A 12,488-nucleotide genomic window follows, 5' to 3' on the forward strand; every position below is an offset into this window, starting at 1 on the left:
GCGGGGTCGTCGGCGCATCTTTTTCCGGCTACGCCGCCTTCGCCCGCTCGGCCATCACAGCGGCAACCACCTGACCGAAGGCGGATGGGGTCGGCACGATGGCCACACCGGCGTCACGCAGGATTTCGACCTTCTCCTGCGCCGACTCGCCGAATGCGGATATGATCGCGCCGGCATGTCCCATGCGCTTGCCTTTCGGCGCTGAAAGGCCGGCGATATAGGCGATCAACGGCTTCTTCATGTTGTCGCGCGCCCACAGTGCCGCCTCGGCTTCCTGCGGGCCGCCGATCTCACCGATCATCACCACGGCGTCGGTATCATCATCTTTTTCGAAGAGCTCAAGAATGTCCCGGAAAGAGGAGCCGTTGATTGGATCGCCACCGATGCCGACGCTGGTCGACACGCCAATGCCCACGGCCTTCATCTGCGAGGCCGCCTCGTAGCCGAGCGTTCCAGAACGCCCGACGATGCCGACGCGCCCTGGCAAATAGATGGACCCCGGCATGATACCCATCAACGCCTGGCCGGGCGATATGATGCCGGCGCAATTGGGCCCGATCAGCCGCAGCCGATCCTGATAGCGATAGCGACGCATGTAGCGCTTCACCCGGATCATGTCTTGTGATGGGATGCCATCGGTAATGCAGACGCAGAACTTTATTCCGGCATCCGCGGCCTCCATGATCGAATCCGCGGCGAAAGGCGGCGGCACGAAGATGATGCTGGCATCGGCGGCGGTCTCGCGTACCGCGCCCTTGACCGTATTGAACACAGGCAGGCCCAGATGTGTCTGGCCGCCCTTGCCGGGAGTGACTCCGCCGACCACATTGGTCCCGTAGCGCTTCATGTCCTCGGCATGGAAACTGCCGATCTTGCCGGTAAATCCCTGTACGATGACACGAGTATCGCGATTGAGCAGAATGGCCATCTTCGGTTTCCTCAGCCAGGCTTGTTCATTGTCACGGAGCGCCACGCTGCGACCGTTTTTTCGGCGGCCTCGGCCAGCGTGTCGGCAACGACAATCGCTTCGCCCGACTCGGCCAGGATGCGCTTGCCTTCATCGACATTGGTGCCGGCCAGGCGCACGACCAGCGGTACAGGAACGCCGACTTCGCGGATTGCCTTGATCACACCTTCCGCCACCCAGTCGCAGCGATTGATACCGGCAAAGATGTTGACCAGGATCGCTTCGACCTTCTTGTCGCCGAGAACGGCGCGGAACGACTTGGCGACGCGTTCGGGCGACGCCCCACCGCCGATGTCGAGGAAGTTCGCCGGTTCACCGCCGGCGATCTTGATCATGTCCATCGTCGCCATCGCCAGCCCGGCGCCATTGATGATGCAGCCTATATTGCCGTCGAGGCCGACATAGGACAGGCCGCGGTCGCTGGCGAAAGTCTCGCGGGGATCTTCCTGCGACTTGTCGCGCAGCTCCGAGATTTCGGGGCGACGGAACAGCGCGTTTTCGTCAAACGACATCTTCGCGTCAAGCGCGACCAGGTTGCCGTCACGGGTCACGACCAGTGGATTGATTTCGAGCATCGAAGCGTCGTAGTCGCGGAACACGCGGTAGCAGCCAAGCAGCGTTTCCGTTGCCTTGCCGATCATCGCGTTTTCGAGACCAAGCCCGAAGGCGATCTCGCGGGCCTGGAAATCCTGCATGCCGGCGCCGGGATCGACGGTGGCGCGGATGATCGAGTCGGGTTCGCTCTCGGCGATTTCCTCTATTTCCATACCACCCGAAGCGGAGGCGACAATCATCACCCGTTCGGATTTACGGTCGAGGACAAAAGCCAGATAAATCTCCTGCAGGATATCGACCGCCTCCTCGACATAGAGCCTCGACACCAGCTTGCCGCGCGGTCCGGTCTGATGCGTGACCAGCTTGCGCCCGAGCATTGCCTCGGCCGCGGCGGAAATCTCGTCGTCACTTCCACAGAGCTTTATGCCGCCGGCCTTGCCTCTGGCGCCGGAATGGATCTGCGCCTTGACGACCCACTTGTCGCCGCCGATCTCGCTGGCACGATATGCCGCCTGTTCGGGGCTGTAGGCCAGACGGCCGCGCGGCACATGGACCGAGTATCGGGAAAGAAGTTCCTTGGCCTGGTATTCATGGATGTCCATTTGAAATCCTATCTGCCGCCGGCGGCCTGGATGATCGCCTCGTGCACGACCAGCACATTGCGAGCCATCCGCTCTGAAGCGGCGTCGATCATCTTGCCGTCCAGCGCCGCGGCTCCCTTGCCTTGCTCCTCCGCTTCCTTGAGCATTTCGATGATGCGCCGGGCGCGGGCGACCTCCTTTTCCGGTGGAGAGAACACCTCGTTGGCAAGCGGTATCTGGGAAGGATGGATGGCCCATTTGCCTTCGATACCGAGAGCTGCCGCGCGGCGAGCAGCGGCGGTGAAACCGTCCGGATCGGAGAAGTCTCCGAACGGCCCGTCGACCGCCCGAAGGCCATACGCCCGACAGGCAACCGTCATCCGAGACAAGGCTGCGTGCCATTGGTCGCCGGGATAGTCGGGGTTGAGGCCGCCAATGTTTACCGTGCGCGCCTTGCAGCTTGCGGCATAGTCGGCAACGCCGAAATGCATTGCCTCCAGCCGCCCCGGGAAAGCGGCGATCGCCTCGACATTGGCCATGCCGAGCGCCGTCTCGATCAACGCCTCGAGGCCGACGCGGGTCTTGTATCCCCTGGCCATCTCGATCTGGTTGACCAAGGCCTCGACCATGTACAGATCGGCTTGGACGCCAACCTTCGGCACCAGGATGGTATCGAGACGATCGCCGGCCTGCTCCATCACATCGACTACGTCGCGATACATGTAGTGCGTGTCGAGGCCGTTGATGCGGACCGATACGGTCTTGCCCTTGGCGTGCCAGTCGATGTCGTTCAGCGCCTGGATGATGTTCTTGCGAGCGCGCTCCTTGTCGGGTGGAGCCACGGCGTCCTCGATATCGAGGAACACGAAGTCGGCTGCGCTGTTGGCCGCCTTGTCGATCATCTCCGGGCTCGAACCGGGAACGGCGAGCTCGCTGCGCTGGAGACGCAATTTTCGTAAATGGTTGATCGTATGGCTCACGTCGCTTCTCCTGACTTGCTCAAGCAGCCTTCGCGACGGCGGGCTTGTCCGTCAGGCGGAAATGACTGATCGCGGCACCCACGCCCGAACCCGGCGCCAGTGCAACCCCGCAGTCCAGCAACGTCAGTTCCGCGGCGGAAAGCGATGCGCAGACCATCACCTCGTTCAACCAGCCAAGATGTCCGATACGGAAGACCCTGCCGGCGACCTTGCTGAGCCCACCGCCCAGCGAGGTGTGGTAGGTTTGGTAGGCGTGCTTGACGACGACGCCGCTGTCGATGCCCTCCGGCACCAGGATCGCGCTGACGGTGTCCGAATGCCATTTCGGTTCCTTGGCGCAGAGTTTCAGGCCCCAGGCATCGACAGCCTTGCGCACGCCCTCGGCCAGCCGTGTATGCCGGGCGAATATGTTTTCGAGGCCCTCCTCGGCCATCAGATCGAGCGAGGCGCGCAACCCGCGCAGCAGCGTGGTCGCCGGGGTATAGGGGAAATAGCCGGTGTCGTTGGCCTTGATCATGTCCTCGAAAGAGAAGAAGCAGCGCCGGCTGGTGGCCGTCCTTGACGCTGCGAGCGCCTTTCTGCTGACGGACAGGAAGCCGAGACCGGCAGGGAGCATGAAGCCCTTCTGCGAGCCGCTGACAGCGCAGTCGACGCCCCATTCTTCCTGGCGGAAATCGATCGAGCCGATCGACGATACGCCGTCGACGAACAGCAAGGCGGGGTGGTTTGCCGCATCAAGCGCCGCGCGGCAGCCGGCCACATCGCTGGTCACACCAGTCGCGGTCTCGTTCTGGGTGCAGAAGATGGCCTTGATGCTGTGGTCTTTGTCGGCGTGAAGCTTTTCGGCGTAGATGTCCAGCGGAACGCCGGTACCCCACTCACAATCTATGACCTCGACCTGGAAGCCGAGGCGTTCGGCCATATCGACCCAGAGATGCGAAAACTGACCGAAGCGGGACATCAGAACGCGGTCGCCGGGACTGAGCGCGTTGGTCATCGCCGATTCCCAGGCACCGGTGCCCGACGATGGGAAGACGAAGACGCGGCCAGTCTCGTTCTTGAACACTTTCTTGATGTCCTCAAACAGCGGAAGTGTGAACTGCGGAAAGCCTGGCGAGCGCATATCCTCCATCGGCAGGTTCATCGCCTGCCGAACTTTTTCGGGAACGTTCGTGGGGCCCGGAATGAAAAGGTGCGTAAAGCCGGCCATCGAATTCTCCTGGTTTGTCCGGCGAAAGACGCAATCATCATTCGTCGCGATGGTCAGGATTTTCGGGTGCGCAGGCCATCGCCACAACACCCGTCCGGATAGAAACCGAGGTGGGTGAGTGTTGCGCAAAACCTGCCCGCCAAGTAGGCAAACGATGCCTAACGGATAGGCAAATCCTACCCTCTCCGTCGCCGCCGGCCGGTCAGGAGGAAAGTCCGGAGGGCCACCTCGAAGCCGCCTGCCGGAATGCGCCTCCGCGCGCGAGCGAGACAGACCAAATCGGAATTGCCAATTGACTCTTGGCCGCAGCGCGCCAGTTACTTTTGGCTCGCCTACTTTAGCGAATGATTTGACCAGGGAGGAAGCCACGGAATTCGTGAATCGGAAGTCCGCACTTGCACTCGGTCTGACAGCGGCTGAAACGCAACTCGGCTTCGGCCAAGTGTCACACTTATCGGGCGGAATGATCGATTAGAAAAAGGAGCGGCCACGAGATCGTCGAAAAGCAGCTTGCGTCAGGGCAATCGCGACGAGAAACGGCTGACGGAGGGGGATAGACAGGAGAGTGAAATGGCTAAACGACCGAATATTGTTCTGGTCCATGGTGCGTGGGGCGATGGTTCTCATTGGAGCCGTGTCATCCCGCCATTGCATTCCAAAGGATATACCATACGGGCAGTACAGAATCCGTTGACATCCCTTCCCGATGATATCGACCGCACCAGTAAGATGGCTGCCGCTATGGATGGGCCAACGCTGCTAGTGGGCCATTCTTATGGCGGCGTGGTGATCACCGGCGCCGGTCATACGCCGAATGTGGTAGGGCTGGTCTACATCGCTGCCTTCGCCCCCGATGAAGGAGAATCGCCAGGAGGCATATTTGGCCTGCGTGAGCCGCCTCCGGGAGCGGCGCATATCAAGCCAGACAACGATGGATTTTTGTGGGTCGATCCAGAGAAATTCCACGAGAATTTCTGCCAAGACCTCGATGAAACGGCTGCTCTTGTCATGGCTTTGACGCAAAAACCGATTGCCGCACGCTGCTTTGCCGACAAGACCGGCAAGTCGGCGTGGAAAGACAAGCCGAGCTGGTATCAGGTTTCGGAGAACGATCGCATGATCCCACCCGAGACCGAGCGCTGGTTCGTCGACCGCATGAAGCCGCAAAAGACAATCTCGCTTGCTGCAAGCCATGCATCTCTGGCCTCGCGCCCCGATGAGATCGTGGCATTGATTGAGGAGGCGGCGAAAGCGACCGCCTAGTGCATGTCGCTCAAAAGTGGCCCCGGTTTGGAGTGCGCCCCTAGGGGTGGACACTGATCAGGCTGCGGTTTTGCCCGTCTGCCGGATGTGTTGATCCTCGAACTGTTGCGGACTGAGATATCCCAGCGCCGAATGGAGCCTGCGTTTGTTGTAGACCTCGTCGATGAAGTGGGGAAGTTGCTCGGCAACGTCCTCGAAGGTTTCAAGCGCCATCGGATAGACCGCCTCGAGCTTCAGGGCCACACCTCAAGCTAAGAGCAAATTCTTCAGCAAATCGAAGTCTGTCGAGATCAACCCCCGTCGCGTAACCTCTTTGTATTAGATGGGAGTTGATAACTCCGGTGCCAATGTTGCCTGCAGCACCTGGAGCATAAGGACAGCCCCCTAGACCGCCCGCGGAACTATCGAACGTAGCGATGCCCCAGTCCAACGCGGCGTCCACATTCGCACGAGCTCGCCCGGAAGTGTCATGGAAGTGGCAGGCCACCATCGGTGCTGGAACCCGGTCGAGTACGCGTTCCAGCATGAGACTTACGCGCTCCGGCAATCCCCGGCCGATCGTATCTGCCACAGAGATCTCATGGCACCCCAGGTTCATCAGTTGCGAAGAAACCATTGCGACCGCGTCGGGTGCGATTTCGCCCTCGTAAGGACAATCGACGGCGCAAGACACGTAGCCGCGAACTGGAATGCCATGCGACCGCGCGAGGCTGATCACCGGCACGAACCGCTCCAGGCTTTCGGCTATGGTGCAGTTGATGTTTCTGGACGCGAAAGTTTCTGAGGCGCTGGTAAAGACGGCCAGTTCGTCAGCACCCGCGGCAATCGCGGCGATGGCACCCTTGTCGTTGGGCACCAGCACGGAGCGTATCAAGCCTTCCCGCGCCGGCGTCCGTCGCATCACCGCGTCATGATCGGCCATCTGGGGCACCCATCTTGGCGAGACGAACGCGGTGACTTCGATACGAGAGAGACCGGCATCAGCCAGCAGACGGATGAGCTTCAGCTTATTTTCGGTGGATACGATTTTTTTCTCATTTTGCAGGCCGTCACGAGGGCCCACCTCGACAATCGTGACCTTGCGATCGCCGCTCATTAGTGGACGGCCGCGTACATGATCGTTTCTTCCGTGGCAATCCGGCGGTCCATCTCCTCGACGATCTTGCCCTGGCGGGCAATGAGGATGCGGTCGGAAAGGCTTAGTATCTCCGGCAGGTAAGACGAGATTACCGCGACTGCGATCCCCTGGTCAGCAAGCTGGTTTATGAAGGTATGGATTTCGGCGATGGCGCCGACATCGACGCCGCGCGTCGGCTCATCGAAGACCACAAGTCTTGGCTTCTGGACGAGCGCCTTGGCAATCACGACCTTCTGCTGATTGCCGCCGGACAGTTCGATGACTTTCGCGTCCGGGTCGATGGCCCTCACGTTGAGACGTTTACGCCATTCCTCGGCAACGGACCGTGCTTGCTTCATCGACACGATGTTGAAGCCGCCAAAGGATTGTCCGCCGAGTTGGCCCATATAGATGTTTTCGGCAATGCTCATCGTCTCGAAGAAGCCTTCCGCCTTTCGCTCTTCGGTCACATAGACAACGCCGTCACGCACAGCCGGCGCGGGCACCAGATAGCGCTTGGATTGGCCATCGATCTTGACTTCTCCCCCATGAAAGAAATCGCGTTTCAGAACCCCGCATACCACTTTCAGCGTCTCGGTCCGGCCGGAGCCGACCAGACCGAAAATCCCGGTCACCTGCCCCGCATACAGCGAAAACGATGTGTTGCGCACCATGTTGCCCATCGAGAGATTTTCGACGGAGAGCACTTTTGCGCCACGCGGCCTTGGAGCGCGCACGCGCGAGGCTCCGCTGTAGATCTCATCTGTCAGCGTTCGACCGACCATGGCCTGAATGATCTTCTGACGATCGAACGCGGCGGCCTTGTCCGAGGCCACCAGCCTGCCATCTCTCAGGATGGTAATCCGATCCGCAACCATGAGCGCCTCTTCAAGCGCATGCGAAATGAATATGATGGAGACCCCCTCGTCCTTCAGCTTCCTGATCAGCTTGAAGAAGTAGCTCTTTTCCTCCGGCGTGAGGGTCGCCGTCGGCTCATCGAAGATGATTACCTTTGCCTTGTGATGCACCGCTCGCGCGATCTCGACCATCTGCTTCTGTGCGGCGCCTAAAGAGCCCACGATGGCTGAAGGATCGACGTGGAAGTTCAGGGACTGGAGGAATTGCTGAGCGGAAATGTAGATGCCGCGAAGCCGGTTCAGAGGCTTCTCTTTTCCCAGATAAATATTCTGAGCGACCGACATCGACGGAACCAGGCTGTTTTCCTGGTAGACCATCGCTATCCCCTTCGCCAGCCCCTCAGCCGGGGTTGCGAGCTTCTCCTCACGGCCGTTGATGAGCATCTTGCCGCTGCTGAGCGGATAGACGCCGGCGATGATCTTCGTCAGTGTCGACTTTCCGGCGCCATTCTCGCCGAGCAACGCATGAATCTCACCGGGCAGCAGCTGAAAGTCGACATCCGAGAAAGCGGGATTGCCGCGAAAATCCTTTGTAGCGGCCTTGAGTTCGACAATCGGTGTCATGCCGCCGACCCCATGAGAACCGAGAGGTCGTCCGGCTCGGTCGGAGAAAGATGATCGAGCGCGAGGATTTCGCCGCGACCTTTGGAGGCGATGAACAGCCTGTCGCGGATTTCAACACAGGACGTGATGCCGTGCCGGCGGCCATCAGCCCTGCTGTGGGCGCTCCAAATGGGCTGAAAGCTGTCATCGAGACGAAGCAGGAGACCATAGGAACGGCTCGGTGCCCAGGGTTTGTGGATGCCCAGTCGGATGACGCTGCCCGCTTGCAGCGGTTCCTTGAAGCTGCGTCCGCTCGAAAGCGTAGGTGCGATCCAATATTCCGGCGCAATGGTTTCCATCATTTCGCGCCTGTAGCGGTTTTCGCGCAGCACAAATTCCTGCAGCTGGGAGCGGACCGCAAACATCGTTAGCCAGTATCCATTCTGGCTGGCTGGCTGAATCCGTCCGGGATATGCGGGCAAATCCGCAAGCACCGTTGCGATGCTGCCGTCGACAACGTCCAGCGCCAAAAGGCGATGTTTCCAGGCTTCAGAAATGACCAGCTTGCCGTCCCTCGCTACGGTGACGCCCGAGGGAAATCCTAGTCCTCCTTTGATGAGGCTCGCATTTCCGGCTCCCAGATCAATTCTCACGACGCTTCCGCTGCGGCCAAGATTCAAGAGATCCCGACTCCATTCGAGGGCCGAATGGGCGCTCGAACCATTGCAAACGACCAGCGTGTCTTCATCCAGGAAAACGGCGGCCGTTGGACAGTTGAGCTGCTGGCCGGACAGGTTCGCGGCAAGTCGCTTGCCGTCATGCCGACCACCGACGATCGCGATACCAAGCTTGTCCAAGCCCAGGGCAAGGGCCCCTTGCGGTGACGCGGATAGAAAGGTGATCTCGGTATCGCAAGTGCTTCGAACAGAGGTGCTTCCGTCGTCGTGAAGTTCAACCAGCCGGTTGCCAGCGGTGAGCAGCATTTGCCCCCTCGCAATCGTCAGATTGTCCGCCCCATCTATCATCGAGACGCTGGAGATGCGCTCCAGGTAATTGTTGGGCTTGAGCGCGCCGTCCATCACCGGAACCGTGATGGAATGTTCGCCGCGCCCACCCATGAACTTGTCGAAGATACTGCCGATGCGGCCAGACATGCTCATGCGTTTGCTCCCCAATAGGACGCTTGTGACGTCCAGGTTGGATCAGCATCGGGCAGCTTGAGACGACCTATCCGATCGTTGTAGAGCCCGCCGAGATACAGATATCCCTTGTGCTCGCGCATCGACGTCACCATCGGGTGGTTCTTGCCTCCAAGGTCCCAATAGGATTCCACGATTTCGCCGTTCGGCTTGAATTTGAGCACGCACCCCGTGTTGATGTTCGGGAACAGCCATTCGTCGCGGGCGACACGCTTGGCCATGCGTTTGCGCAGCGACGGCATTCTCATCGCCAGGTCGAGAGCCGGCGATCGCATGCCGACAAGAGCCACCCAGAAGCTTCCGTCCGAGGCTCGATTGATGTTGTCGGGATACCCCGGAAGATTTGGGATCGTCGTTTCGCACGTGCCCTTCCTGGGACCGTCGAACCAGTATCGATTTACACGGCAGCCCCAGGTCTCGGCGAAGAAGAACGATTGTCCGTCGCCGGCCATGCAGACCCCATTTGGGAATTGCAAATTTCTAAGGATCGTTTTGGTCGAACGATCGCGTGGGTCAAAGCAGATCAGGCGACCGTTGCCCCTGCTCTCCAGCGCATCTGTCGCCCAGTCGTGCATGTCATAACGGATGGTTGCCTCAGAAAAAAAGATGCGGCCATCCGGCGCGATGTCGAGGTCGTCGGCAAGCTTCAAACGGGAATCGTCGATCACCGAAAGGACCGTCCGCTTGGTCTCGTCGGTCAGCTTTGTGATCTGTCGATCCGGCGAAACCTGATAGAGACCCATCCCGCCAATACAGACATTCAGGTTCTCGTTGGCGTCAAAGGCCAGGCCGAGCGGGTGGCCGCCAATATGTACGAATATCTCCCACTTGGTGTAGTCCGGCGCGAAGAAGCGAACGATGTCGCCGTGCCGATTTGGACAATAGAGATTGTCGTTGCGATCGAAAATGACGTCCTCCGGACCTTCGATCTCGCCCTTGCCGATGAGCGAAACATCCTTCAGCCGATCGTTGAGCGCGTAGGGACTGTCAGATCCCGCGTCGGTCTCTGGAAGTGCCGGGAGACGGAAATAACCGGGTGACACATACACCTTGTTCAGAAGCTTGTGCCGGTTCTTCAGCCAACGGACGTCGATGGCCACCACGACGAGCAGAACAATACCGAGGATCATAGAGCTGATGCCGCCACTGATCCCGACGCGAACCATGCTGTCGGTTAGAATGAGCACAACAACCGCGCCGAGTACGGATTTCACCACCGACCCACGGCCGCCCCCGAGACTGTTGCCTCCAAGAACGGCGGCGGTCAGCGCCGCGATTTCGAGGCCGACTCCGGTATCTGATCCCGCGCTGCCGAGGCGTGCCGCGAAGAACACGCCAGCCAACGACGCAAGCACGCTCGACCAGACATAGGTGGTGAAGATCGTGAACTTGACCCTTAGCCCGGCATTGTAGGCGGAACGACGGCTGCCGCCGACCGCGGTGATATGCCATCCGGCCCGTGCCCTGGTCAGGATGACATGCCAGAGCCCTATGACGACGACGGCGACAAGAAACGAGAAGGGAATGCCAAGGACCTGGCCTTCTCCGATAAAGAACCAGAGGTCGGACTCGGGGAAAACCGCCGATATCTGAACCGCATAACGCAGGAGAAGGATGTCGACGATCGATCGAATGATGATGAGCGTGACCAGCGTTGTCAGGAATGCGCGGATCCGCAAATAGCCAATCAGGAAGCCATTGACCGCACCGCACAGAGCGCCGACAGCCAAGGTGGCTATCACGGTGGCCCAGACCGGCCATTCCAGCAAGGTGATGCAAATAAGGGCCGTGATGTTGGCCAGAGCAAACACGCTGCCGACCGAGAGATCCAGGCCTCCCGCCAGCAGCACAATGCCCATGGCGACGACGACCAGTGAAAACTCCGACAGCTGGCGCGACGTCTCGGTGAGGCTCGACAGCGTGAAGAAATGCGGATTCTGAAGAAGAAAAAAGCCGATCGTCAAGATCGTTGCAAGCACTGGAACAGCGTTATCGCTCCAGCGCTTGGTCAGCACTTCGCCAAGCACCTTTTCCGGAAAATAGCGAAAATAGAGGCGCTCGATCACTTCCATCTTAAGACCCTAACTGCAGACATTGATGGAAAGGTCACCGGGTTCGCACGCGGTGACCTGATGGGACATCACTTTTTGAGCTGATCCAGATCCCAACAGCTGTTCGTGGACATCGTTTCCTTGCTGATGAGCTTGTTTGGCGTATACAGGGCGAACTTCACGGCGCCTGCTGCTTCTTTCGATTGCAGCAACACCTTGATCGCGTTGTTCAGATCGCGGCCCTGGCCTTCGACGTCGTAGGAGATGACCTCCTTGAAGGTTCCGTTTTCTACCCCTTGGCATGCCGTCTTGTTGCCGCCACCGGATGTGATCAGATAGATATCCTTTCCGGACTCCTGGATCGCGGCGCCCGTTCCGGCGTCCATCACATCCCAAAAGCCGATGATGCCGCACAGGTCGGGATTCTGCTGGATCACCGTCTGTGCGATACCGCGCGCCTTCGACTGATCCCAGTCGCCGGTCTGGCTGGAAACGATCTTGATGTCGTCATGACCCTTCAGCGTCTCGGAGATCGCATTGAGCTGATAGACGCTGGCCGCAGCTGTCGCCGGCCCCTGGATGATCGCGATCTTGCCGCTTTTGCCGCTCGCCTTGCCGCACTTCTCGATCATGCGATTGGCAGCATACTGACCGATGCCATACCAGTCCGCCCCTACAAAGGCGTCCGTCTGGTAACTCGACTTCATGTTGACCTGGATTACCTTGATCCCCGAGTCCTCGGCCTTCTTCAGCGTGCGTGCGTAGGACGCGACGTCGAAATTCTGCACCACGATGACGTCGGGCTTTTCGGTGATCGCCTGGGTCAAGGCACGCGTGCCGGTATCCGTGCTCCAGTTGGCGTCGCGGATATCGAGGGTGTAGCCCAGCCGCTTCGCCTCCTTTTGCATGATCGCCGCCCACCCCTCCGGCAGATCGAAACTCATGGACATCGGCACGAAGACGACCTTCTTGCCGGCGAGTGAATCAAGCGTCGGCTGTCTCAATTCGTCGACCATGCCGTCCTGCGCATGGGCAGCTCCAAATGAGAGAATGCCGGCCACTACCGCTGCCGCGGCATACTTCGCTATCATCATGTTGGTTTCCT

11 protein-coding genes are annotated in these 12,488 nt (G+C 59.6%); 1 reads left to right on the forward strand and 10 read right to left on the reverse strand.

Translation table 11 applies throughout. The annotated features are described in order from the left end of the window. Positions 1-28 precede the first annotated feature (28 nt). Genes sucD through FCU66_RS18920 form a run of 4 tightly spaced genes read right to left on the reverse strand, consistent with a single transcriptional unit; the run spans position 29 to position 4,293 of the window. Positions 29-928 carry a succinate--CoA ligase subunit alpha gene (gene sucD / locus FCU66_RS18905; RefSeq protein ID WP_136621140.1) on the reverse strand — a complete coding sequence of 300 codons (900 nt, stop codon included), beginning with the start codon at positions 926-928 and terminating at the stop codon, positions 29-31. 11 nt (positions 929-939) lie between these two features. Continuing rightward, entirely contained in the window at positions 940-2,124 is a 1,185-nt protein-coding gene (locus tag FCU66_RS18910) for a malate--CoA ligase subunit beta (protein WP_136621141.1), read from the reverse strand. Between the two features lie 8 nt (positions 2,125-2,132). Next, on the reverse strand, positions 2,133-3,083 hold the full coding sequence (locus FCU66_RS18915) for an HpcH/HpaI aldolase/citrate lyase family protein (RefSeq protein WP_136621142.1): 951 nt from the start codon (positions 3,081-3,083) through the stop codon (positions 2,133-2,135). Between the two features lie 19 nt (positions 3,084-3,102). Next, positions 3,103-4,293: an aminotransferase class V-fold PLP-dependent enzyme gene (locus FCU66_RS18920; RefSeq protein ID WP_136621143.1), complete on the reverse strand. Its 1,191-nt coding sequence runs from the start codon at positions 4,291-4,293 to the stop codon at positions 3,103-3,105. Positions 4,294-4,863: 570 nt separating this feature from the next. Between FCU66_RS18920 and FCU66_RS18925 the strand changes: the two genes are divergently transcribed. Next, positions 4,864-5,556, forward strand: coding sequence for an alpha/beta hydrolase (locus FCU66_RS18925; protein WP_136621144.1), 693 nt, complete (start codon positions 4,864-4,866; stop codon positions 5,554-5,556). Between the two features lie 57 nt (positions 5,557-5,613). On the opposite strand, the gene FCU66_RS18930 is transcribed toward FCU66_RS18925, so the two are convergent. The 6 genes from FCU66_RS18930 to FCU66_RS18955 all read right to left on the reverse strand — a co-directional run bounded on the left by FCU66_RS18930 (position 5,614) and on the right by FCU66_RS18955 (position 12,477). After that, positions 5,614-5,769, reverse strand: coding sequence for an IS3 family transposase (locus FCU66_RS18930; RefSeq protein ID WP_136621145.1), 156 nt, complete (start codon positions 5,767-5,769; stop codon positions 5,614-5,616). Beyond that, positions 5,759-6,652, reverse strand: coding sequence for a hydroxymethylglutaryl-CoA lyase (locus FCU66_RS18935; protein WP_136621146.1), 894 nt, complete (start codon positions 6,650-6,652; stop codon positions 5,759-5,761). Before FCU66_RS18935 ends, FCU66_RS18930 begins: the two co-directional genes overlap by 11 nt. After that, positions 6,652-8,154 carry a sugar ABC transporter ATP-binding protein gene (locus FCU66_RS18940; RefSeq protein WP_136621147.1) on the reverse strand — a complete coding sequence of 501 codons (1,503 nt, stop codon included), beginning with the start codon at positions 8,152-8,154 and terminating at the stop codon, positions 6,652-6,654. The genes FCU66_RS18935 and FCU66_RS18940 overlap by 1 nt, the downstream gene beginning before the upstream one ends. After that, positions 8,151-9,293 carry an NHL repeat-containing protein gene (locus FCU66_RS18945; protein ID WP_136621148.1) on the reverse strand — a complete coding sequence of 381 codons (1,143 nt, stop codon included), beginning with the start codon at positions 9,291-9,293 and terminating at the stop codon, positions 8,151-8,153. The genes FCU66_RS18940 and FCU66_RS18945 overlap by 4 nt, the downstream gene beginning before the upstream one ends. Then, on the reverse strand, positions 9,290-11,404 hold the full coding sequence (locus tag FCU66_RS18950; protein WP_136621149.1) for an ABC transporter permease: 2,115 nt from the start codon (positions 11,402-11,404) through the stop codon (positions 9,290-9,292). The genes FCU66_RS18945 and FCU66_RS18950 overlap by 4 nt, the downstream gene beginning before the upstream one ends. Positions 11,405-11,472: 68 nt before the next feature. Continuing rightward, positions 11,473-12,477, reverse strand: a complete 1,005-nt coding sequence (locus FCU66_RS18955) for a sugar ABC transporter substrate-binding protein (RefSeq protein ID WP_136621150.1) — start codon at positions 12,475-12,477, stop codon at positions 11,473-11,475. Positions 12,478-12,488: the final 11 nt, after the last annotated feature.

The organism is Mesorhizobium norvegicum, from assembly GCF_004919685.1.
GTDB classification, from domain to species: Bacteria; Pseudomonadota; Alphaproteobacteria; order Rhizobiales; family Rhizobiaceae; genus Mesorhizobium; species Mesorhizobium norvegicum.

What these genes read in the sequence shown, in the direction of transcription:
- sucD (WP_136621140.1), bottom strand. Translation starts at nt 928, where the DNA reads ATGGCCATTCTGCTCAATCGCGATACTCGTGTCATCGTACAGGGATTT.
- FCU66_RS18910 (WP_136621141.1), bottom strand. Translation starts at nt 2,124, where the DNA reads ATGGACATCCATGAATACCAGGCCAAGGAACTTCTTTCCCGATACTCG.
- FCU66_RS18920 (WP_136621143.1), bottom strand. Translation starts at nt 4,293, where the DNA reads ATGGCCGGCTTTACGCACCTTTTCATTCCGGGCCCCACGAACGTTCCC.
- FCU66_RS18925 (WP_136621144.1), top strand. Translation starts at nt 4,864, where the DNA reads ATGGCTAAACGACCGAATATTGTTCTGGTCCATGGTGCGTGGGGCGAT.
- FCU66_RS18930 (WP_136621145.1), bottom strand. Translation starts at nt 5,769, where the DNA reads ATGGCGCTTGAAACCTTCGAGGACGTTGCCGAGCAACTTCCCCACTTC.
- FCU66_RS18935 (WP_136621146.1), bottom strand. Translation starts at nt 6,652, where the DNA reads ATGAGCGGCGATCGCAAGGTCACGATTGTCGAGGTGGGCCCTCGTGAC.
- FCU66_RS18940 (WP_136621147.1), bottom strand. Translation starts at nt 8,154, where the DNA reads ATGACACCGATTGTCGAACTCAAGGCCGCTACAAAGGATTTTCGCGGC.
- FCU66_RS18945 (WP_136621148.1), bottom strand. Translation starts at nt 9,293, where the DNA reads ATGAGCATGTCTGGCCGCATCGGCAGTATCTTCGACAAGTTCATGGGT.
- FCU66_RS18950 (WP_136621149.1), bottom strand. Translation starts at nt 11,404, where the DNA reads ATGGAAGTGATCGAGCGCCTCTATTTTCGCTATTTTCCGGAAAAGGTG.
- FCU66_RS18955 (WP_136621150.1), bottom strand. Translation starts at nt 12,477, where the DNA reads ATGATGATAGCGAAGTATGCCGCGGCAGCGGTAGTGGCCGGCATTCTC.